The following is a 21,502-nucleotide window of genomic DNA, read 5'->3' as shown; positions in this document are numbered from 1 at the left end:
GGCTTACGCGCTGCCCGCTTTTCCGTTATGGTATGGCGCTATCAGCTCGTGTGTCAGGCGGGCAGCAGCAGGTTTCAATCTCACAGAAACATCACAGTATTAAGGAGTTAAGCTATGGCTGTAACTAAGCTGGTTCTGGTGCGACACGGCGAAAGCCAGTGGAACAACGAAAACCGCTTTACCGGTTGGTATGATGTTGACCTTTCTGAGAAAGGTCGTGGCGAAGCCAAATCAGCGGGACAGCTGCTGAAGAAAGAGGGCTTTGTTTTTGATTTCGCTTACACCTCCGTACTGAAGCGTGCGATTCACACGCTGTGGAACGTGCTGGATGAGCTGGATCAGGCCTGGCTGCCGGTTGAGAAAACCTGGCGTCTGAACGAGCGTCACTACGGTGCGCTGCAGGGTCTGGACAAAGCGGAAACCGCTGCCAAATATGGCGACGAGCAGGTTAAACAGTGGCGTCGTGGCTTTGCCGTCACCCCACCAGAGCTGGATCGTGCCGATGAGCGTTTCCCTGGCCACGACCCGCGTTACGCAAAACTGACCCCGGAGCAGCTGCCAACCACCGAAAGCCTGGCACTGACCATCGACCGCGTTATCCCTTACTGGAACGACACCATTCTGCCGCGCATCAAAAGCGGTGAGAAAGTGATCATCGCCGCACACGGTAACTCCCTGCGCGCGCTGGTAAAATATCTGGATAACCTGAGCGAAGATGAGATCCTCGAACTGAACATCCCGACCGGCGTACCGCTGGTGTATGAGTTCGATGAAAACTTCAAGCCGCTGAAACGCTACTACCTGGGCGACCAGGACGAGATTGCTGCGAAAGCCGCAGCCGTTGCGAATCAGGGTAAAGCGAAGTAATTCCGCGCTGAAAGGCAAAAAGGCCAGACGTCCGTCTGGCCTTTTTTATTGGCTCTTCTCAGCCTCTGCGATCAGCCGCGACGCTGTTTCACCGCTGCCGCCAGCTGACGCAGCACTTTGTCCGTATCTTCCCAGCCGATGCAGGCGTCGGTGACGCTTTTGCCATAGACCAGCGGCTCACCGCTCTCCAGGCTCTGATTGCCTTCCACCAGATGGCTCTCGATCATCACGCCGACAATCGCCTGCTCTCCGCCGCTCAGCTGCTGCGCGACATCATCTGCCACGACCAGCTGACGCTGGAACTGCTTGCTGCTGTTGGCATGGCTGAAGTCGATCATCACCTGCTGTGGCAGACCCGCTTTCGCCAGCCCCTCTTTCACCGCGGCCACATGCTGCGCACTGTAGTTCGGCTCTTTGCCGCCGCGCAGGATAATGTGGCAGTCGCCGTTGCCGCTGGTTTCGACAATCGCCGAGTGGCCATATTTCGTCACGGAGAGGAAACAGTGCGGTGAACCCGCCGCGTTAATCGCATCGATTGCCACCTTAATAGTGCCATCGGTGCCGTTCTTGAAACCGACCGGGCAGGAGAGCCCGGAAGCCAGCTCGCGGTGAACCTGAGATTCGGTGGTCCGCGCGCCAATCGCGCCCCAGCTCATCAGGTCAGCCACATACTGCGGGGTAATCATATCCAGGAACTCACCCGCCGCCGGTAAGCCGCTGTCGTTGATGTCCAGCAGCAGTTTGCGCGCCAGACGCAGGCCGTCGTTGAGCTGGTAGCTGTTGTCCATATAGGGGTCGTTGATCAGCCCTTTCCAGCCCACCGTGGTGCGTGGCTTCTCGAAATAGACGCGCATCACCACTTCCAGTTCGCCCTTTAGCTCCTCGCGCAGCGTCAGCAGGCGACCGGCATACTCTTTCGCCGCTTCAGGATCGTGAATGGAGCAGGGTCCAATCACCACCAGCAGGCGATCGTCCTGACCCTGCAGAATCTGATGAATCGCCTGACGGGCCTGTGAAACGGTCTGTGCAGCACGATCGGTCGCCGGGAATTTTTCGAGCAGCGCAACCGGAGGTAACAGCTCTTTAATCTCTTTGATGCGTAAGTCATCGTTCTGGTAATTCATACTGATTCCATATTATTTCTGGCCCGGCGCCCGCCGGACACAACCCGCCCAATGTAGCCCGAAGCGCCAGGGGTGTAAATTCCCGCAGCGGAACAGTTGTGCGGGTGATATTTGCAATAATCAGGTTACCGACTAGACTTTTTAATGGTAAGCACTGAGGAACGTCCCGCTTACACAATTTAATCACCCTGTTTAAGCAAACTGGCGGATATTATTTCGTCAGGGATTTTCTTACCCGAAATTGCACCTCTGGGCTTAAAGCCTCTTCATTGATTAACGGGAGCATAATGATGAAAAAGTTTGCCTTACTCTTTTTGACAGCAGCAATGACACTGAGCAGTGGCGCGGTCCTGGCTGAGGGCAGCAACAACGGGACAGCGAACCAGGCTGCCAGTGCAGGCGCAGCAGCCGGCGGAGCAAAAGAAAATCTGCCGCCAAATAAGGTTGATAACAGCAAAATTAATAACACCGGTCAGGATATGAACCCGGCCACCTCTGGCAGCAGCACCAGCATGGGCAATATGACGGCTGATGAGATCGACCAGAACAGCCAGTGTAAAGATGGCAAGTGTCCGAATATCAACCGCAAGGTTGAAACCAAAGTGGGCGGCGGTGACGTGAACAAGAAAACCGACGGTACCACTCAGTAATCCTGTTTTATCCAGGAGAGCGCACGCTCTCCTGGTTTCTCTCCCTTCCGCCCGACTCTTCCGCTATGCTAATCCTGTTAAATTGACAGGGAATCCTTCATGGCCGTTTTGCTTTTGATTGACGATCACCCGCTGGTCGAAGTGGCACTTGAAGCCGCGCTGAGCCAGTCCCCCATTCCGGTTCAGCTCCTCTCTGCCAGCAGTGAAAAAGCCGCCCGTCCTCTGCTTCAGCAGCCGCTGGATATCATCGTACTGGATATCGGCCTGCCGGATGGCGATGGGCTGGAGATCCTGCGCCGCCTGAAGATCCACCGGCCCGACTGCCCGGTTCTGATCTACTCTGCGCAACAGACGCGGCACTATGTGCGCCGCGCGCAGGCGCTGGGCGCGGCGGGTTATGTGGTGAAAAGCCAGCGCATGGCGCAGCTGCTCAGTGCCATCCTGGCAGTGCTGGGCGGGCAGACGGCTTTTCCGCCGATGGAGGAGGATGAACCTGAACTGCCGCTGACGCAGAAAGAGCGGCAGATTCTGGCGCTGCTGGCCAGCGGCCTGTCCAATCTGCAGATCGCCGATCAGCTCCATATCAGCAATAAAACGGTCAGCACGCATAAAAAGAACATTCTGGAAAAAACCGGTGCCCGCTCGGTGGTGGAGCTGGCTGACCTGTGGAAGGCGCAGCAGTGAGAACACTCCTGCTGATCCTGTTGCTGCTGTGCGGTCCGGCGCTGGCGGAGGTGCGGCCGGTGAGCAGCGTGAACCTGCCGATGATGCTGCCGGTAACGCATGCCGACACCATGCAGGGTAAAATTCTGCGTGTCGGCCTGCTGGAAGAGAACCATGCGCCCTGGACGATGCGCGTCGGCAACGATCTCTACGGCATCAACGCCGACTACCTCTCTGCGCTGCGACAGCTGACCGGCGCACAGTTCACGCTCAGCCTCTACCGCGATCAGCCACATCTGCTGGAGGCGCTGAACAGCGGCCAGCTCGATTTTGCGCTGGGCATGTGGGTTTCGCCGCTGCCCGATGCCATCCTGAGCAGTGACAACTGGTACAGCAGCCCGCTGCGGGTCTATCGCAATCAGCAGAACCAGCGTGCCGTGATGTTCAACAGCCACAACGCCTCGCTGGCGATCAGCGACAGCACCCTGGCGCAGCTCCCGCCCGGGCTGGCGGCCCGTCACAGCTGGCGTCACTACAGCAGCGATCTGCAGGCGATCTATACCCTGATAAATCAGCAGAATGATTATGTGGTGGCGGATGAGACCAGCGCCGGTTTCCTGCTGAGCCAGCTGCAGCAGGGGCAGATCTACCAGATCGCCTCCCACATCGACGCCGGACAACTCAATCTGCGGGCGATTGCGCGCGACCCTCAGCTGATCGACTGGATTAATCAGAGCCTGCGTCAGCTCCCTGCGGAACTGATGAACACGCTGCAGGCGCGCTGGAGCAGCAGCCTGCCGCGCTATCAGGATACGCAGACCCTGATGCTCAGTCCGACGGAACGCGCCTGGATAGCCAATCATCCGCGCATCACCTACGCCGCCGAACCGGACAACTATCCCTGGAGTTATCGTGACGCCAGCGGCATCGCCCGGGGCTACAGCGTCGATTTGCTGAAGGCAGTGGCCCAGAGCACCGGCTTGCAGTTTGAACCGGTCTGGGTCAGTAATCCCCGCCAGGCCAGCGCGCTGATGGCGCAGCATCAGGCGATGCTGCAACTGATGCAGCCGCTGGACGGTGATGCGATGCAGAGCACCTCGCTGCCGGTATGGCGTGCGCTGTGGGGGATCTACAGCATCCGCACCGATACGCCCGCACACTGGCGCGATCTGCACGGCAGGCGGATCGGCGTGTTGCAGGGGGATCTCGCACTGAGGCTGCTGCCTGCGGATCTGCAGGCACAGCCGTTTGCCGACCGCAACAGCCTTTATGACGCACTGGCAAAGGGCGAGATCGATGCGCTGGTTGATAACGTGCTCTCCGCCCGCTGGCGCATCGCCAGCCGCGACGATGCGCGCATTCATCTCGCCTTTGCCGCCAGCGACATCGCCTGGCCTGTCGCGCTGGGCGTAACGCCTGACGAGCCGGTGCTGCGAACCCTGCTCGATCGCGCCTTACAGCAGATTCCGGCCGACACCCAGAGCCGGATGCGCGACAGCTGGTCTACCCCGCCGCAGCCCGGCAGCGTGAGGGTGATGCGTTCGCTGCCGATGATGGTGCTGGCGGTGGCGGGGGCGGCGATTGTGCTGCTGCTGCTGCTGCTGGCCCGCCGCTACTGGCAGCAGCGCCGGGAGCGACAGCAGCGCGAACAGGCCGAGCACGCCAACGCGATGAAGAGCCAGTTTCTGGCAACCGTCAGCCATGAGCTGCGTACGCCGATGCAGGCAATTCTTGGGCTGCTGGAGCTGGAGAAGCAGCAGCGCAGCAGCCAGAACCTGACGCTGCTGCACAGCAGCGCACAGTCGTTACTGACCCTGCTGAATGACCTGCAGGATCACGCGCGTATCGAGAGCAACAGTTTTACCCTGGCGCCGCGTCCGCTGGCGCTGGCGCAGTGGCTTAATCAGCAGCAGCACTTCTATCATCCGTTAATGCGCGCAGAGGGGCCACGCCTGATCGTTGAGGCCCTGACGCCGCTGCCTGACCTGATAATGATCGATGCCGATCGCCTGCAGCAGGTAGTCAATAATCTGATGACCAATGCGCTGAAATTTACCCGTCACGGTACCATCCGCCTGACCCTGGCCGCAGAGCAGCAGCTGATCCTGACGGTCAGCGACAGCGGCAGCGGGATCCCGCCGGATGAGCAGCAGAAGCTGTTTGATCCCTGGTATCAGGCACCGTCCGGCAAATCTGTTTCGGTGCAGGGCAGCGGGCTGGGGCTGTTTATCTGTCGTGAGATGGTATTGCGGATGGGCGGCGACATCCGGCTCGCCTCTGAACCCGGACAGGGAACGCAGGTGACTGTCACGCTGCCGCTGGAACCTGCTTCGCCGCCCGGTCATAGAGAGGAGACCGCCCTGCCCGCCTTTCCTGAACTGCGGGTGGCGATTGTGGATGATCATCCGACCAACCTGCTGGTAATGCAGCAGCAACTGGCGCGCTTCGCGATTCAGGCTGATATTTTTGAAGAGGGACGTGCGCTGTTGCGGGCCGATGCACAGCAGCCGTATGACCTGCTGTTTATCGACCAGATGATGCCACGGCCCGACGGCACGCTGCTGCTGCGCCTGCTGCGACGGCGTGACCGCCAGCGGGGACGGCAGGCGATGCGGGTGCTCTGCTCGGCCGATGCGCAGCTGCTGACGCGCACCCTGGAGGCGCGGGAGCAGGTACTGATCAAACCGGTCCAGTCAGCCGATCTTCGCGCACTGCTGGCGGCGTTTCAGCGCGATCCACTGGCGGCGCTGGATGACAATCTGTGGCAGCTGGCACAGCAGAATGAGACCTTTCTCACTCGCCTGAGCCGTACACTGCATAGCACACTGACACAGGACCTGGCAGCCATGCATGAGGCGTATGCCCGGGCAGACTGGCCCGCGTTCGCCGCAGCGGCGCACCGCATGAAAGGAAGCTGGCTGCTGGCGGGGCTGGAACAGGGCGCACAGCTCAGCCAGCAACTGGTGGAACAGGCAGGCGCGCGTCAGGATCCCTCTGAGACATGGCAATCACTGATATTATTAACAGACAGGTTACTCAAAAAACTGGAATCTTATGGCACACACCCACACTCATAGCGGGCAGGACAGTAATCGCACGCGTCTGGCGGCCGCCTTCGGGGTGACCGTTCTCTTTATGGTTGCCGAAGTCATCGGCGGCTGGATCTCCGGCTCGCTGGCGCTGCTGGCCGATGCCGGGCATATGCTGACCGATGCCGCCGCGCTGCTGATGGCGCTGCTGGCCGTGCAGTTTTCACGGCGCAAACCCAACGCACGCCACACCTTTGGTCTGCTGCGGCTGACCACCCTGGCGGCCTTTGTGAACGCCATCGCGCTGCTGGGCATCACCGCGCTGATCGTCTGGGAGGCGGTGCGCCGCTTTGCCGATCCGCAGCCGGTGACCGGCGGCCTGATGCTGGGGATTGCGATTGGTGGCCTGGTCGCCAATATTCTGTCGTTCTGGCTGCTGCATCACGGCAGCGAAGAGAAAAACCTCAACGTGCGCGCCGCCGCGCTGCATGTGATGGGGGATCTGCTGGGTTCGGTGGGGGCGATTGTCGCGGCGGTGATCATTCTGCTGACCGGCTGGATGCCTATCGACCCGATTCTGTCACTGCTGGTTTCGCTGCTGGTGCTGCGCAGCGCCTGGTCGCTGCTGCGGGAGAGTCTGCAGGAGTTACTGGAAGGCGCCCCGCATTCGCTGGATGTGAACCGGCTGATGCGCGATCTTACACTGAACATCGCCGAGGTGCGCAATGTTCACCATGTGCATTTGTGGCAGGTGGGGGAAAAGCCGCTGCTGACGCTGCACGCACAGGTGATCCCGCCTTACGATCATGATGCGCTGCTGCACCGTATTCACGACTATCTGCGGAAGCACTATCAGATTGAACATGCCACGGTGCAGATGGAGTATCAGCCCTGCACCGGAGCCGACTGTGAACTGGGCTTAAGCAGCGCGGCGGCCAGCGGCCATCACCATGCGCACGATCATGACCACAGGCATGATGCTGCTCACGCCAGCGGCAAGGCGCACACTCACTGAGCCGACAGCGCGCGGGAACCCTGTTGCCGCGCGCTGCGGATCCAGATACGTGAACCATTCAGCGCGATCAGCGTCAGAATCGCATACTCCAGCGACATCGCATACACGCCCTGACGGGCGAATATCATCACGCTGATCACATTGATGATCACCCACAGCAGCCAGTTCTCAACATATTTGCGCGTCATCAGCACCATCGCCGCAATCGACAGCACCATCATGCAGGCATCCCAGAACGGGAAGGCGTCCGGCTGCAGTTCGGGCATCGCCACCGCCAGACCTAGCGCGTTCATCAGTGCAACGGCCGCGCGGGTCAGCAGCGCGAATACCGGGTCGATATAGCGGGTCATCAGCGCAATCGCGATCACACAACCCGCCCCCCAGGCCAGCGCCCTGGGCAGCGGCAGCCAGCGGATTTTCAGCGCCGCCTCGTTATCGGCCGTCTGACGACTCCAGGCGTACCAGCCGTAGAGGTTGGCGGCAAAGAAGAAGAGTTGCAGCAGCAGGCTGGCGTAGAGCTGGATCTGAAAGAAAATCACCGCAAACAGCGTGACGTTAAGCAGGCCGAATGGGTAGTTGATGATTTTTTCCAGGCTGGCAAACCAGATGCAGAGTAAGCCCGCCAGGGTGCCGATAGCCTCAATCCATGAGAGATCGTAGCCGCCAGCCCCCAGGGGGATATGAACCAGAATATTGTGTGTGCTGAAGAAGTCCATGCAGAGCACCTGTCCGGGAAACGCTTACGCGTTGCCCTTCACGTTAAGTTTAAGGTCTGCTGCAAAGGATAGCATGCGATTAAGCGGCAGTAACGCCGCCTCACGCAGCGTCTCATCCACCTGAATCTCATGTTCCACCCCACCCGACTCCAGCGCCTCTGCGATGGCTTTCAGGCCGTTCATCGCCATCCACGGACAGTGTGCACAGCTGCGGCAGGTCGCCCCCTCACCCGCCGTCGGCGCCTCCAGCAGCTCTTTATCCGGCACAGCCTGCTGCATTTTGTAGAAGATGCCACGATCGGTAGCCACAATCATCTGCGGATGCGGCAGCGACTTCGCGGCCTGAATCAGCTGACTGGTCGAGCCAATCGCGTCCGCCAGATCGACAATCGCCTGTGGCGACTCCGGATGTACCAGCACCGCCGCGTCAGGATAGAGCGCCTTCATCCGCTGCAGGGCCTGGGTTTTGAATTCGTCATGCACGATACAGGCGCCCTGCCAGCACAGCACATCCGCGCCCGATTTTTGGGTAACGTAACGGCCAAGATGGCGATCTGGTGCCCAGATGATCTTTTCGCCCAGACTGTCGAGGTGCTCAATCAGCTCGACCGCAATACTGGAGGTCACGACCCAGTCGGCACGCGCTTTCACGGCGGCAGAGGTATTGGCATAGACCACGACGGTGCGATCGGGATGCGCATCGCAGAAGGCATTGAACTCCTCAATCGGGCAGCCGAGATCCAGCGAGCACTCCGCCTGCAGGGTAGGCATCAGCACGGTTTTTTCCGGGCTGAGAATTTTGGCAGTTTCCCCCATAAAGCGTACACCCGCCACCAGCAGCGTGGTTGCGGCGTGATTGCTGCCAAAGCGTGCCATCTCCAGGGAGTCGGAAACGCAGCCGCCCGTCTCCTCTGCCAGCGCCTGAATCTCCGGATCCGTGTAGTAATGCGCCACCATTACCGCGTTGCGTGCTTTCAGCAACGCTTTGATTTTCTCACGATAGAACGCCTTCTCATCGTCACCTAAACGGGCAGGTTTCGGCGGAAAGGGGTAAACGGCGCTTTCAGGATCGAACATCACACTCATGACACAGCTCTCGTTTTATCTAGTTAACGAAAATCGCCTTATCAGGCAACTTATGACGTTGATAACGCCATCTTGTTTTGTATGCTAAACACGATAGCGGAAAAAAACGGCCCTGTCGTGAGCTTTTTATTCCTGGCGGGTCATAAGGCCTGTCCCGCCGGCGGTGTTTCCCCGGCCAGCGCCAGCGATGGCTGCGCGCTTTCCAGCGACAGCAGGAAGGCTTTGATCTCCAGCCCGCCCGCAAAGCCGGTGAGCTTGCCGTTGGATCCGATAACCCGATGGCACGGCGCGACAATCGAGAGCGGATTACGCCCGTTGGCCGCGCCGACCGCACGCACGGCCAGCGGATGGCCGATCTCCTGCGCAATCTGGCTGTAGCTGCGCGTTTCGCCAAACGGGATCGCTATCAGCGCCTGCCAGACTTTTTTCTGGAAATCGGTGCCGACAAAATCAAGCGGCAGCTCGAAGTCGCGCCGCTCTCCGGCAAAATATGCCTTAAGCTGACGCCCGGTTTCACGCAGAACAGGATGGTCGTCATCCTGCACCTGCGGCAGAAATCGGGTGCGTTTCGGATCGTCATTTTCCCACAGGATACCCGCCAGGCCGCTGTCGCTGGCGACCAGTTTAAGCTCACCCACCGGGGTGGCTATCATTCTGAAGTAGTACATGGTGATTCTCCCGTCGCGATTCTGTCGCCCATTATCGCACTTTTCCGTGGACTGACTGGCTGTTTCCGGTCATGGCGCTAAACTATTGTGCTGTCCGAAAACAGCCAGTCTGACGGCGTTTGCCGGTATAGACTGCGGCTCTTTACCGGAGAAATGCCATGCTCAGTCCCGACATTGCCTACCAGGCACTGACCTCCCGCGATACCCGCTTCGACGGCGTTTTCTTTGTGGGCGTCACCTCCACCGGCATCTACTGCCGTCCGGTCTGTCCGGTGAAAGCCCCGATGCTTAAAAACTGTCTGTTCTTCAGCAGCGCCGAGGCGGCGGAGAAAGCCCGCTTTCGCCCCTGTCTGCGCTGTCGCCCTGAGCTGGCGCCGGGTAACGCACCGGTCGATCAGCCTCATCGCGTGGCGGAGCGGCTGGTTCAGCGCATTGAGGAGGGGATGCTGGAGGAGCGCGAAGGGCTGGATGCGATTGCGGCGGAGTTCGGACTCAGTCTGCGCCAGCTGCGGCGCATCGTGCAGCAGGAGCTGGGGGTATCGCCGCTGGAGCTGAAACAGACGCGGCGTATGCTGCTGGCAAAACAGCTGCTGACGGAGACCCGGTTGCCGATCACGGAGGTCGCCTACGCCAGCGGTTTCCGCAGCCTGCGGCGTTTTAACGATGTCTTTCAGGCGCGCTATCGGATGACGCCCAGCGCGCTGCGCCGGGATGAGCCCGCAGTTCAGGCTACGCAGCCAGGCGACCGCATTACGCTGCGGCTGACTTATCGCCCGCCCTATGACTGGGCGGCGATGCTCTGGTTTTTGCAGACGCACCTGATGAAAGAGGTTGAAGCGGTGGAGGATGGCAGCTGGCGGCGCACTGTGGCGCTGGGCCGCTGTCGGGGCTGGGTCAGCGTGTCGCATCTGCCGCAGAAGAATGCGCTGCAGGTGACGCTCTCTGCCTCGCTGACACCGGTGCTGCCGCTGCTGTTGCGTCGCCTGCGCGATCTGTTCGATCTGGATGCTCAGCCGCAGCGTATCGCGGCCTGCCTGTCTCAGGATCCGCTGCTGGCCCCCAGCCTGCTTGCTCATCCCGGGCTGCGCGTGCCTGGCGCGTTTGACGCCTTTGAGCTGGGCGTGCGTGCCATTATCGGCCAGCAGGTCACGGTTAAAGCGGCGACCACCGTCAGCAGCCGTTTTGCCGCCGCGTTTGGCGAGCCCTGTGAGACGCCTTTTCCCGATCTGACCCGCTACACGGCGCTGCCTGAACGCATCGCTGCGTCGTCGGTGGATGATGTGGCGCCGCTCGGCATCGTCAGCGCCGCGCGCTCCCGCGCCATCATCGCCTTTGCTACGGCCTGTGCCAGCGGCGATCTGCGGCTCAGTGCCGCTCAGTCACCAGACGAGGTGATAAAGAAGCTGGTCAGCCTGCCGGGTATTGGTCCCTGGACCGCACACTATATTGCGATGCGCGCCCTGCGCTGGCCGGATGCCTTTCCTAAAGAGGATATCGCCATCCGCAATAATCTGGGCGGCATGACGGCCTCACAGGCCGAGGCGCGCTCACTCGCCTGGCGTCCCTGGCGCAGCTATGCGGTGATGCATATCTGGGAGAGCCTGGCGGTGGCGAAGACGAAGAAAAAGCTGTAACGGTGGCAGTGAGGAGGCGGGCAGGCGATTCAGTCGGACCTGCGGCAGGTTCTCATCCTGCACGATTATCACCGTGCGTCAGAAACGAAAAAAGCGCCTTAAAGGCGCTTTCTTCTGAATGGGTGGGTCGTGCAGGATTGCCATCGGCCCTTACGGGCCTCGCCCTCCGGGTGATGCTCACGCATCAGCCTGAATCGCAGGCGATTCAGTCGGACCTGCGGCAGGTTCTCATCCTGCACGATTATCACCGTGCGTCAGAAACGAAAAAAGCGCCTTAAAGGCGCTTTTTTCTGAATTGGTGGGTCGTGCAGGATTCGAACCTGCGACCAATTGATTAAAAGTCAACTGCTCTACCAACTGAGCTAACGACCCGCTGGGGGGCTTACAATCGTTCAGCACGCCGGGCGGCTGAGATAAGATGGTGGGTCGTGCAGGATTCGAACCTGCGACCAATTGATTAAAAGTCAACTGCTCTACCAACTGAGCTAACGACCCATCTTATGACAGTGAAGCGATGCTGAAGGCTTCTTCGTAACACGGCGCGATTAACGCGGGTCTGAAGAAGATGGTGGGTCGTGCAGGATTCGAACCTGCGACCAATTGATTAAAAGTCAACTGCTCTACCAACTGAGCTAACGACCCATCTTCAGGCTTACCAGACACATCTGCAATGTGTCCCGGCAACGGCGGCATATATTACTGATTTAGCGAGGTAGCGCAACTCTTATTTCTGCCAGAGGCGTCAACTGCTTACCTTTCATACGGCAAGACCAGAAATCACACGATATCTGGTCAAAACCGGTCAGATTACAGGCTTGCCAGACGTTTCTGAGCCTGTTTCGCAGAATCGCTATCCGGATAAAGTTTGATCACCTGCTGGAAGACCGCTTTGGCTTTCGCCGTGTCTTTTTTCTCCTGCATGATGACGCCCACTTTAAACAGCGCTTCTGCGGCTTTCGGCGACTTCGGATAGTTCTTCACTACCGTGGCGTAATAGTAAGCCGCGTCGTCCTTTTTACCTTTGTTGTAGTTCAGCTGACCCAGCCAGTAATTCGCATTCGGCTGATAGGTCGAATCCGGGTAACGTTTTACCCACGCCTGAAGCGCGCTGATCGCCTGGTCATACTGCTTCTTCTCCAGAATCAGCGCCACAGCCGCATTGTAATCGCTGTTAGCGTCACCGGTCTGCGCCGGAGCACTCTGCGCCGATGCGGCCGCGCCTGCGGTGGCTGCTGCGCCGGTATCTGCTGCAGCATCGCCGCCGGCCGCCTGCTGACCACCGCTGCTGCTGGCGCTGCTCAGGCTGTCGATCTGCTGGTAAAGCTGCTTCTGCCGCTCGACCACCTGATTCAGCTGATACGTATTTTGCTGGATTTGCCCACGCAGCGCATCGATATCACGCTGGTTATCGCTCATCTGCTGCTGCAGTTGTTGCATCAGCTGAGCCTGGGCATTGGAGATTCGTTCAAGAGTGGTGACACGGTCTTCGACCGAGCCGGAGCCAACGCTACTGATTGACGCTTGGGCATTAGCGGCCCAGGGGGCCGCTACGCCAATCAGTAACGACAGACTCAACAGATGACGTCTGAAGTTACTAACCATGTGATTCTCTTAGTAGACCAGTACGGCACGACGGTTTTTAGAGTACGCTGCTTCGTCATGACCCAGAACGGCTGGCTTCTCTTTACCGTAAGAAACGATAGACATCTGATCAGCCGACACGCCTTTACCCTGCAGGTACATTTTCACAGCGTTAGCACGACGTTCGCCCAGGGCGATGTTGTATTCCGGCGTACCGCGCTCATCCGCATGACCTTCGATGGTCACTTTGTAAGACGGGTTGCTGCGCAGGAAGCTTGCGTGCTGATCCAGCATCTGTGCGTAATCAGACTGGACATCATATTTGTCCAGACCGAAGTACACGATGTTGTTCTGCTGCAGCTGCTGCATCTGCAGACGAGCCTGCTCGTCAGAAGACATGTTGCCGCCGTTGCCGTTCATGCCAGAGTTTGCACCGTAAGCGCCATCAGCGCCCATGCCAGTCTGGTCATTGTTGTTGTTTTTGTGTGAGCTACAAGCCGCTACTGCCAGAACCGGCAGAGCCAGCATCAAACCCTTCAGCACTTTGTTCAGTTGCATTTCAAAAATCCCATTATTGTTTATTGTTTGCGATGTCTGACGGATCAGACATTACAGATACGGCGACCAGGCAGGAAATTTTACCTGTCCATCGGTTGCCGGAAGACGCGCTTTGAAACGGCCGTCGGTTGAAACCAGATGCAGCACGGAACCCATACCCTGAGTAGAGCTGTAGATTACCATTGTGCCGTTTGGTGCCAGGCTCGGCGTTTCATCCAGGAACGTGTCCGTTAACGTTTGAACGGCTCCCGTTTCCAGATCCTGTTTGGCGACGTGTTGCGCACCACCGCTGGTGCTGATCATCACCATTGATTTACCGTCTGTAGCGACATCCGCGTCCTGGTTCTGACCGCCTTCCCAGGTAATACGCTGTGGCGTGCCGCCATTAACGCCAATTTTGTAGATCTGAGGCGCACCGGCCTGGTCGGAGGTATACGCCAGTGTCTGGCTGTCCGGGAACCAGGTCGGTTCAGTGCTGTTATAGCGACCATCGGTCACCTGACGCGTCTGACCAGAGGCCAGATCCATCACATAAAGGTTCAGGCTGCCGGTTTTAGAGAGCGCGAACGCCAGCTTAGAACCGTCCGGCGAGAACGCCGGGGCACCGTTGTGGCGTGGATACGAAGCCACCTGACGGATCGCACCGTTAGAGAGTGTCTGAACCACCAGTGCCGACTTGCCACTTTCAAAGGTTACATAGGCAACTTTGCTGCCGTCCGGAGACCAGGCCGGTGACATCAGCGGCTGGGGTGAACGGTGCACGACGAACTGGTTGTAACCATCGTAATCGGCCACGCGGAGCTCATACGGGAACTGCCCGCCGTTAGTCTGTACGACATAGGCGATACGGGTGCGGAAAGCGCCCTTGATGCCGGTCAGCTTCTGGAAAGTTTCATCACTGGCAGTGTGCGCCGCATAACGCAGCCACTGCTTCGTCACTTTGTAGGAGTTCTGAGCCAGTACGGTCCCTGGCGCGCCGCCGGTATCCACCAGCTGGTAAGAGACCTGATAGCTGCCATCCGGGTTAGCGGCGACCTGACCTACCACGACTGCATCGATGCCGAGCGCGCTCCAGGCGGCAGGCTGCACTTCCTGCGCGCTGGTGGGCTGCTGTGGCAGACGTGAGCGATCCAGCGGATTGAATTTGCCGCTGTTGCGCAGGTCAGCGGCCACGATGCCGCCCACATCTTCCGGCGCGGCGCCAGCGCCGGCCCATTTAAACGGCACCACACCAATCGGACGTGCGGTGTTCACGCCCTGGGTGATCTCAATCCGGACCTCTGCATGCAGCACGGCTGCCCACAGCAGGATAAAAAAGCCTAACGTAACGCGAAGAGCTTGCTTCATTTTATCTCCCTTATCTGAACCTCAGTCCACGATAATTGGCACTGTTCCTGGAAACCACGAGTAAGACTTAGTACGGCAAGCTAACCATAGATCAACTTGCCGCCCGTTACTGCATTATTGCGGTTTAAAACGCATCGGGGCGTTTTTAAACACTTCGTAGACCGCCTGCGAAGGCGGCTTCGGAATTCGTGCCTGTCTGGCGGCTGCAATCGCGGCCTGGCAGAGCGCAGGATCGCCCCCCTCTGCCTTAACATCAATCAACAATCCATCAGGCGCAAGTTTAATCCGCAAATCACAGGTTTTTCCGCGATAGAGATCCGCATCATAGAACCGGCTCTGAATCGCACTGACCACCTGTCCCATGTAGGAGTTGATTTCCGCGCCTGTTGCACCGGCTTTCTTCTGGTTTCCCTGCCCTGCTGCGCCACCGGAGGCACCGCTTTTCGGTGCATTTTTACCGGACGTCAGGCCGCCCAGTAAATCATCGACGTCGCTGTCATTCGCCGCATCGGCGGCCGCTTTCGCTTTCGCGTCAGCTTTGGCTTTTGCCGCGGCATCCGCTTTGGCTTTTGCGGCCGCATCCGCTTTGGCTTTCGCTGCGGCTTCGGCCTTCTCTTTCGCGGCCTCTTTCGCCGCTTCGGCTTTCGCTTTGGCCGCTTCGGCGGCTTTCTCTTTGGCTGCCTCGGCAGCTTTTTCTTTCGCCTCTTCCGCCGCTTTGGCTTTGGCTTCGGCGGCCTTCGCTTTGGCCTCTTCCGCCGCTTTGGCTTTCGCGTCGGCAGCGGCTTTTGCTTTGGCTTCGGCGGCCGCTTTGGCATCCGCTTCCGATTTAGCCTTCGCTTCGGCTACGGCTTTCTCTTTGGCCACCGCCGCTGCGGCGGCTTTGGCCTGCTGATCAGCCTGCTTTTTTGCTTCGGCTGCCGCCTGCTTCGCCTCTTCGGCAGCGGCTTTGGCCTGGGCATCCGCCTGAGCTTTTGCCTCGGCTTTGGCTTTCGCCGCCGCCGCTTCAGCCGTTTTCTGCTGCTCCTGCGCCTGCTTCGCCGCCTCTTCTGCCGCTTTCTGCTGGGCCGCCTGCTGCTTAGCCTCTTCTTTCGCCGTTTCCTGCGCCGCTAAGCGCTCTTTCTCCAGCGCTTTCAGACGCTGCTGTTCAGCAGCCTGTTTCTGCTGCAGCTCTTCAGCCTGCTGCTGCGCCTGCTTTTTACGCTGCTGCTCAGCACGCTGACTGTCGCTCTGCTGGTTCTGCTGACGATTGTATTGACTGACAACGGCACCGGGATCGACCATGACCGCATCAATATCCCCGCCGCCGCCCCCCGCACTGCTGGGGTCAATGTGCTCATTAAACGAGCTCCATATCAGCAGCGCGATCAGCACGATATGCAGAATCACCGAAATGATTATCGCGCGCTTTAACTTCTCGTTTTGCTCGGTTGCCTTCGACACACTCGGTTCCCAAAAAACGGTTCGATTTTAAATCGGCTGCGTCATCAAACCGACAGATTTAACACCCGCCTGGTGCAGCAGGTTCAGCGCTTTAATAATTTCATCGTAAGGCACCTCTTTCGCGCCCCCGATTAAAAAGACCGTCTTAGGATTCGCCTCCAGCCGACGCTGCGCTTCGCTGATCACCTGCTCTGGCGGAAGTTGATCCATGCGGTCATGATCCACGACCAGGCTGTATTGCCCTACGCCCGCGACTTCAACAATCACCGGCGGATTATCATCGCTGGAAACGGTTTTCGAGTCGGTCGCATCGGGCAGATCCACTTCCACGCTCTGGGTAATAATGGGCGCCGTTGCCATGAAGATCAGCAACAGCACCAACAGGACGTCCAGGAGCGGAACGATGTTGATTTCCGACTTCAGGTCGCGGCTTTTGCGACCACGTACTCTGGCCATCATTAACCTCTATTTACTTAGCGCTATCGCTGGAGAAAGCCTGGCGATGCAGGATGGCAGTGAACTCTTCCATGAAGTTGTCGTAGCCCTGCTCCAGTTTGTTGACGCGCTGGTTCAGACGGTTGTACGCCATGACCGCCGGAATCGCGGCAAACAGGCCGATCGCAGTCGCAATCAGTGCTTCGGCGATGCCGGGTGCCACCATCTGCAGCGTCGCCTGTTTTACCGCGCCCAGCGCGATAAAGGCGTGCATGATCCCCCAGACCGTACCGAACAGCCCGATATAGGGACTGATGGAGCCCACGGTGCCGAGGAACGGGATATGGCTTTCCAGCGCTTCCAGCTCGCGGTTCATGGAGATGCGCATCGCACGGCTGGCCCCTTCGATGACGGCTTCCGGCGCATGATTGTTGGCGCGATGCAGTCGGGCAAACTCTTTAAAGCCGGAGTAGAAGATCTGTTCAGAGCCTGCCAGCTCATCCCGACGCTCCTGGCTCTCATGATAAAGACGGGAAAGCTCGATGCCGGACCAGAACTTGTCTTCAAACGCCTCCGCTTCTCTGCCTGCCGCATTCAGAATGCGTGTGCGCTGAATAATGATGGCCCAGGAGGCAATAGAAAAGCCGATCAAAATCAACATGATAAGTTTGACCAGAAGGCTCGCCTTCAGGAACAAATCAAGAATGTTCATGTCAGTCACTGCTTGAACTCCGCGACAATAGACTTGGGAAGCGCAATCGGCTTCATCAGATGTGGGTTAATGCAGGCAATCAGGACTTCTGCCTCATTGAGCACTTTGCCTTCAGTATTCACGATACGTTGCGTGAACGTCATGGTAGCCCGTGTCATTGATGTCACTTCGCTCTGGATCTCCAGAAGGTCATCAAGACGCGCCGCCGCCAGATAGTCCACCGTTATACGCCGCACCACAAAAGCGACCTGCTGCTCTAACAGCGTCTGCTGACTGAAATGGTGCTGGCGCAACATTTCGGTACGTGCTCGTTCATAAAAAGCGATATAGCTGGCGTGATAAACCACACCACCGGCATCAGTGTCTTCGTAATAGACCCGAACCGGCCAGCGAAACAGCGTTGTACTCACTCTACATCCCGGCCTCGTTTTAAACGTTGCTACTATACGCAAGAGAATTGGGGTTGGGAATGGGTCGCCAGAGCCAGACGAAAATAATTATCGCTCCGTAACAAACGGAACGATTTCAGGGAGATTTATTGACCAGACGCTGACATAAATTCACTGTCAGCGCCGGTGAGACGGGGATTCAGAGGTAAAAACGGTAAAGCGCCAGGCCCAATACCAGCATGGCGGGTAACGGCGTGAAGAGCGCCTGCCATCGGCTTTTCTGTGGCCGGAAACCCACGCCGTGGATCACGCCGGTGCAGACCGCCCAGATCAGCACCAGCCCCTGCAGCGCCGGCAACGGTCCCGCCTGGCTGCCAGAGCGCGTCGGGTCCCACATCACCGCCCCCGCCATGACCAGCGCCAGCAGCAGTGAAAGGGCCCGCAGCGGGCCCCTGTCCATCAGGTCGTAGAGCATCCGGATGGGCTTACGCATCAGCGCGGCTCATCCTGTGCATCAGCCTGCTCAATCGCCAGCGCGGTCACAATACCAAAAGCACAGGCCAGCAGGGTGCCAAGAATCCAGGCAAAATACCACATGCGACATCTCCTTAATTAATAGAGTGAGTGACTGTTGCTTTCAATATGCTCTTTGGTGATACGGCCAAACATCTTCCAGTAGCACCAGGTGGTGTAAGCCAGAATGATCGGCACGAAGATCACGGCGGCCACAGTCATGGTCTGCAGCGTCAGCAGGCTGGAGGTCGCATCCCACATCGTCAGACTGACGCCCGGCACGGTGCTGGAGGGCATAATAAACGGAAACATTGCAATGCCCGCGGTCATGATGACGCAGGCCAGCGTCAGTGAGGAGAACAGGAACGCCCAGGCGCCCTTCTCCATCCGTGAGCAGAGAATCGTCAGCAGCGGAAGCACCACGCCCAGCAGCGGGAACAGCCACAGCGCAGGATGCTGGCGGAAGTTGACCATCCAGGCCCCCGCTTCGCGCACCACGGTTTTACCCAACGGGTTCGAGGCCGCGAAGTGATCCATTGTGCTGGTGACGACATAGCCCGGAATGCCATAGTTGACCCAGACGCCCGCCAGAATAAAGCAGACCATCATCACCAGCGCGGCAAGCTGCGCGGCGGTGCGTGCGCGCAGATGCAGCTCACCCGTGGTGCGCATCTGCAGATATGTTGCGCCCTGCGCCAGAATCATCGCGACGCTCACCACACCCGCCAGCAGCCCGAACGGATTCAGCAGCTGGAAGAAGTTGCCGGTGTAGAACAGACGCAGATACTCATCGGCATGGAAGGGGACCCCCTGCAGCAGGTTGCCGAACGCCACACCGATCACCAGCGGCGGCACAAAACTGCCAATGAAGATGCCCCAGTCCCAGGCCGCGCGCCAGCGGGTGTCTTCAATCTTCGAACGATAATCAAAGCCGACCGGGCGGAAGAACAGCGACGCCAGCACCAGAATCATCGCCACATAGAAGCCGGAGAAGGCCGCCGCGTAGACCATCGGCCAGGCCGCAAACAGCGCACCGCCCGCGGTGATCAGCCAGACCTGGTTACCGTCCCAGTGAGGGGCGATGCTGTTAATCATGACGCGCCGTTCGGTGTCGGTGCGTCCCAGGATACGCGTCAGCATCCCGACGCCCATATCAAACCCATCGGCGACCGCGAAACCGATCAGCAGCACGCCAATCAACAGCCACCAGACAAAGCGCAGAACTTCATAATCAAACATGGTCGCTCTCCTTATCCCTGCACCGGCCGGGGGGTTGCCGTGATCTGCTCATGGTGATAACGCCCGGTTTTCAGGCTGCTCGGCCCCAGACGGGCGAATTTAAACATCAGATACATCTCAGCCACCAGGAACAGCGTGTAGAGTCCGCAGATCAGGATCATCGAGAACAGCAGATCGCCGGTGGTCAGCGAGGAGTTGGCTACCGCGGTCGGCAGGATCTCACCGATTGCCCAGGGCTGACGACCATATTCCGCCACGAACCAGCCCGACTCCACGGCAATCCAGGGAAGCGGGATCCCGAACAGCGCCGCCTTGAGTAACAGGCGGTTTTTGCCTACGCGATTACGTATTACGCTCCAGAATGAGAGGGTGATAATGCCCAGCAGCAGCACGCCACACAGCACCATGATGCGGAACGCGAAGTAGAGCGGCGCAACGCGCGGGATGGAGTCCTGCGTTGCCTGTTTGATCTGCGCTTCTGTCGCATCCGCCACGTTGTCGGTATAGCGTTTCAGCAGCAGGCCGTAGCCGAGATCCTGTTTGTGCTGGTTAAAGGCGTCACGCACCGCCGGATCCTGGCTGCCACTGCGCAGTTCATTCAGCAGGGTGTAGGCTTTCATACCGTTACGGATGCGGACTTCATGCTGCGCCATCAGATCTTTCAGGCCGGTCACCGGCTTATCGACAGAACGGGTGGCGATCAGACCCAGCAGCCAGGGGATCTGCACGGCATAGCGGTTCTCCTGCGTTGCCTGATCGGGCAGGCCAAACAGGGTGAAGGAGGCGGGTGCTGGCTGGGTATCCCACTCCGCTTCGATAGCGGCCAGCTTGGTTTTCTGCACGTCGCCCATCTCATAGCCCGATTCGTCGCCCAGCAGAATCACGGAGAGCACTGCTGCCATGCCAAAGCTGGCCGCGATAGCGAAGGAGCGTTTCGCGAAGGCGAGGTCGCGGCCTTTCAGCATGTACCAGGCACTGATGCCGAGAATAAACATCGCCCCGGTGGTGTAACCCGCCGCCACGGTGTGAACGAATTTCACTTGCGCCACCGGATTAAGTACCAGCTGGGAAAAGCTCACCATCTCCATGCGCATGGTTTCGAAATTGAATTCAGAGGCGATGGGGTTCTGCATCCAGCCGTTGGCGACCAGAATCCACAGGGCAGACATGTTTGAACCCAGCGCCACCAGCCAGGTGACCGCCATGTGCTGCACTTTACCCAGCCGATCCCAGCCAAAGAAGAACAAGCCGACGAAGGTGGACTCCAGGAAGAACGCCATCAGCCCTTCGATAGCGAGCGGCGCGCCAAAGATATCGCCGACGTAGTGAGAGTAATAGGACCAGTTTGTCCCGAACTGAAATTCCATGGTCAGTCCGGTGGCCACACCCAGCGCAAAGTTAATGCCAAATAACTTGCCCCAGAATTTGGTCATATCTTTATAAATCTGTTTGCCGCTCAGGACATAGACCGTTTCCATGATCGCCAGCAAAAACGCCATACCCAGCGTTAAAGGGACGAACAGAAAATGGTACATCGCCGTTAAGGCAAACTGTAACCGCGACAGCTCGACGATATCTAACATAAGGACTCCTTGCTCCTCGCTTTTGCCTCCGTCACGCGCGCGTTACATTCGGACGTAATCAGAGTCAGGAACAGCTGTTTATTAATTCCAGTTTTTATTACCCGCAGAACAGGGCTGTGAGCTGCCCGACCAGGGGAGTCGCGAATAAAGCAGCTCTGAGAATTGTCAATCCACGCTTTCATTAACGCGTGCTTAAACAGGAGAAAGCGGGTGTCATCCCGGGATGAGCAGACGTTTGAAAATGTATGTAAAA

21 protein-coding genes, 3 tRNA genes and 1 other RNA gene are annotated in these 21,502 nt (G+C 58.5%); 6 read left to right on the top strand and 19 right to left on the bottom strand.

Annotated features, from left to right (window positions below):
• Nucleotides 1–114 precede the first annotated feature (114 nt).
• Nucleotides 115–867, top strand: coding sequence for a 2,3-diphosphoglycerate-dependent phosphoglycerate mutase (gene gpmA, locus ACNY69_RS01745; protein WP_009091367.1), 753 nt, complete (start codon nucleotides 115–117; stop codon nucleotides 865–867).
• A gap of 71 nt (nucleotides 868–938) precedes the next feature.
• Here the strand turns inward: gpmA and aroG are convergent, their stop codons facing one another.
• Complete coding sequence (gene aroG / locus ACNY69_RS01740; protein WP_111141954.1) at nucleotides 939–1,991, bottom strand: 3-deoxy-7-phosphoheptulonate synthase AroG; 1,053 nt, start codon at nucleotides 1,989–1,991, stop codon at nucleotides 939–941.
• A gap of 287 nt (nucleotides 1,992–2,278) precedes the next feature.
• On the opposite strand from aroG, the gene ACNY69_RS01735 reads away from it, so the two are divergent.
• The 4 genes from ACNY69_RS01735 to zitB all read left to right on the top strand — a co-directional run bounded on the left by ACNY69_RS01735 (nucleotide 2,279) and on the right by zitB (nucleotide 7,348).
• On the top strand, nucleotides 2,279–2,641 hold the full coding sequence (locus ACNY69_RS01735; protein ID WP_199560045.1) for a YbgS-like family protein: 363 nt from the start codon (nucleotides 2,279–2,281) through the stop codon (nucleotides 2,639–2,641).
• Nucleotides 2,642–2,740: 99 nt separating this feature from the next.
• Entirely contained in the window at nucleotides 2,741–3,325 is a 585-nt protein-coding gene (locus tag ACNY69_RS01730) for a response regulator (protein WP_367396173.1), read from the top strand.
• On the top strand, nucleotides 3,307–6,381 hold the full coding sequence (locus ACNY69_RS01725; protein WP_418797194.1) for an ATP-binding protein: 3,075 nt from the start codon (nucleotides 3,307–3,309) through the stop codon (nucleotides 6,379–6,381). The genes ACNY69_RS01730 and ACNY69_RS01725 overlap by 19 nt, the downstream gene beginning before the upstream one ends.
• Nucleotides 6,359–7,348, top strand: coding sequence for a CDF family zinc transporter ZitB (gene zitB, locus ACNY69_RS01720; RefSeq protein WP_367396171.1), 990 nt, complete (start codon nucleotides 6,359–6,361; stop codon nucleotides 7,346–7,348). The genes ACNY69_RS01725 and zitB overlap by 23 nt, the downstream gene beginning before the upstream one ends.
• On the opposite strand, the gene pnuC is transcribed toward zitB, so the two are convergent.
• From pnuC to ACNY69_RS01705, 3 genes are all read right to left on the bottom strand, one after another.
• Entirely contained in the window at nucleotides 7,342–8,064 is a 723-nt protein-coding gene (pnuC, locus tag ACNY69_RS01715) for a nicotinamide riboside transporter PnuC (protein ID WP_111141621.1), read from the bottom strand. The genes zitB and pnuC overlap by 7 nt on opposite strands.
• Nucleotides 8,065–8,088: 24 nt before the next feature.
• Nucleotides 8,089–9,150: a quinolinate synthase NadA gene (gene nadA, locus ACNY69_RS01710; RefSeq protein ID WP_418797193.1), complete on the bottom strand. Its 1,062-nt coding sequence runs from the start codon at nucleotides 9,148–9,150 to the stop codon at nucleotides 8,089–8,091.
• A 140-nt stretch (nucleotides 9,151–9,290) separates the two neighbouring features.
• The gene (locus ACNY69_RS01705; RefSeq protein ID WP_418797192.1) at nucleotides 9,291–9,818 is read right to left on the bottom strand and encodes a methylated-DNA--[protein]-cysteine S-methyltransferase; all 528 of its coding nucleotides are present in this window, start codon (nucleotides 9,816–9,818) and stop codon (nucleotides 9,291–9,293) included.
• 158 nt (nucleotides 9,819–9,976) lie between these two features.
• Here ACNY69_RS01705 and ACNY69_RS01700 point away from each other — a divergent pair, with 158 nt between their 5' ends.
• Nucleotides 9,977–11,452: an AlkA N-terminal domain-containing protein gene (locus ACNY69_RS01700; RefSeq protein ID WP_293773728.1), complete on the top strand. Its 1,476-nt coding sequence runs from the start codon at nucleotides 9,977–9,979 to the stop codon at nucleotides 11,450–11,452.
• 120 nt (nucleotides 11,453–11,572) lie between these two features.
• Here ACNY69_RS01700 and ACNY69_RS01695 read toward each other — a convergent pair.
• The 15 genes from ACNY69_RS01695 to cydA all read right to left on the bottom strand — a co-directional run bounded on the left by ACNY69_RS01695 (nucleotide 11,573) and on the right by cydA (nucleotide 21,249).
• A non-coding RNA gene (locus tag ACNY69_RS01695) (RtT sRNA) lies at nucleotides 11,573–11,705 on the bottom strand.
• A gap of 43 nt (nucleotides 11,706–11,748) precedes the next feature.
• Nucleotides 11,749–11,824, bottom strand: a tRNA-Lys gene (locus ACNY69_RS01690).
• Nucleotides 11,825–11,871: 47 nt separating this feature from the next.
• A tRNA-Lys gene (locus ACNY69_RS01685) sits at nucleotides 11,872–11,947 on the bottom strand.
• Nucleotides 11,948–12,018: 71 nt separating this feature from the next.
• Nucleotides 12,019–12,094: transfer RNA gene (locus tag ACNY69_RS01680), tRNA-Lys, on the bottom strand.
• 165 nt (nucleotides 12,095–12,259) lie between these two features.
• Nucleotides 12,260–13,054, bottom strand: a complete 795-nt coding sequence (gene cpoB, locus ACNY69_RS01675) for a cell division protein CpoB (RefSeq protein ID WP_111141613.1) — start codon at nucleotides 13,052–13,054, stop codon at nucleotides 12,260–12,262.
• A gap of 9 nt (nucleotides 13,055–13,063) precedes the next feature.
• Nucleotides 13,064–13,591, bottom strand: coding sequence for a peptidoglycan-associated lipoprotein Pal (gene pal / locus ACNY69_RS01670; RefSeq protein WP_111141611.1), 528 nt, complete (start codon nucleotides 13,589–13,591; stop codon nucleotides 13,064–13,066).
• Between the two features lie 51 nt (nucleotides 13,592–13,642).
• A complete protein-coding gene (gene tolB / locus ACNY69_RS01665; protein ID WP_111141609.1) occupies nucleotides 13,643–14,938 on the bottom strand; it encodes a Tol-Pal system beta propeller repeat protein TolB in 1,296 nt (431 codons plus the stop codon).
• A gap of 114 nt (nucleotides 14,939–15,052) precedes the next feature.
• The gene (tolA, locus tag ACNY69_RS01660; protein ID WP_418797190.1) at nucleotides 15,053–16,378 is read right to left on the bottom strand and encodes a cell envelope integrity protein TolA; all 1,326 of its coding nucleotides are present in this window, start codon (nucleotides 16,376–16,378) and stop codon (nucleotides 15,053–15,055) included.
• Nucleotides 16,379–16,405: 27 nt separating this feature from the next.
• A complete protein-coding gene (gene tolR, locus ACNY69_RS01655) occupies nucleotides 16,406–16,834 on the bottom strand; it encodes a colicin uptake protein TolR (RefSeq protein WP_013357153.1) in 429 nt (142 codons plus the stop codon).
• A gap of 13 nt (nucleotides 16,835–16,847) precedes the next feature.
• The gene (tolQ, locus tag ACNY69_RS01650; protein ID WP_111141605.1) at nucleotides 16,848–17,534 is read right to left on the bottom strand and encodes a Tol-Pal system protein TolQ; all 687 of its coding nucleotides are present in this window, start codon (nucleotides 17,532–17,534) and stop codon (nucleotides 16,848–16,850) included.
• Nucleotides 17,531–17,935, bottom strand: coding sequence for a tol-pal system-associated acyl-CoA thioesterase (gene ybgC, locus ACNY69_RS01645; RefSeq protein WP_111141603.1), 405 nt, complete (start codon nucleotides 17,933–17,935; stop codon nucleotides 17,531–17,533). The genes tolQ and ybgC overlap by 4 nt, the downstream gene beginning before the upstream one ends.
• Before the next feature lie 178 nt (nucleotides 17,936–18,113).
• Entirely contained in the window at nucleotides 18,114–18,407 is a 294-nt protein-coding gene (gene ybgE, locus ACNY69_RS01640) for a cyd operon protein YbgE (RefSeq protein ID WP_293773717.1), read from the bottom strand.
• Nucleotides 18,407–18,511: a cytochrome bd-I oxidase subunit CydX gene (cydX, locus tag ACNY69_RS01635; RefSeq protein WP_111141599.1), complete on the bottom strand. Its 105-nt coding sequence runs from the start codon at nucleotides 18,509–18,511 to the stop codon at nucleotides 18,407–18,409. The genes ybgE and cydX overlap by 1 nt, the downstream gene beginning before the upstream one ends.
• A 15-nt stretch (nucleotides 18,512–18,526) precedes the next feature.
• Entirely contained in the window at nucleotides 18,527–19,666 is a 1,140-nt protein-coding gene (gene cydB / locus ACNY69_RS01630; RefSeq protein WP_293773714.1) for a cytochrome d ubiquinol oxidase subunit II, read from the bottom strand.
• 11 nt (nucleotides 19,667–19,677) lie between these two features.
• Nucleotides 19,678–21,249 (bottom strand): cytochrome ubiquinol oxidase subunit I, encoded by a 1,572-nt coding sequence (gene cydA, locus ACNY69_RS01625; RefSeq protein ID WP_293773711.1) that lies wholly within the window; start codon nucleotides 21,247–21,249, stop codon nucleotides 19,678–19,680.
• Nucleotides 21,250–21,502 lie beyond the last annotated feature (253 nt).

This window comes from Pantoea graminicola (assembly GCF_048452665.1).
Lineage (GTDB): Bacteria > Pseudomonadota > Gammaproteobacteria > Enterobacterales > Enterobacteriaceae > Pantoea.
The sequence above is the reverse complement of the archived record's forward strand: the minus strand, read 5'-3'. Positions and strand labels throughout refer to the sequence as shown.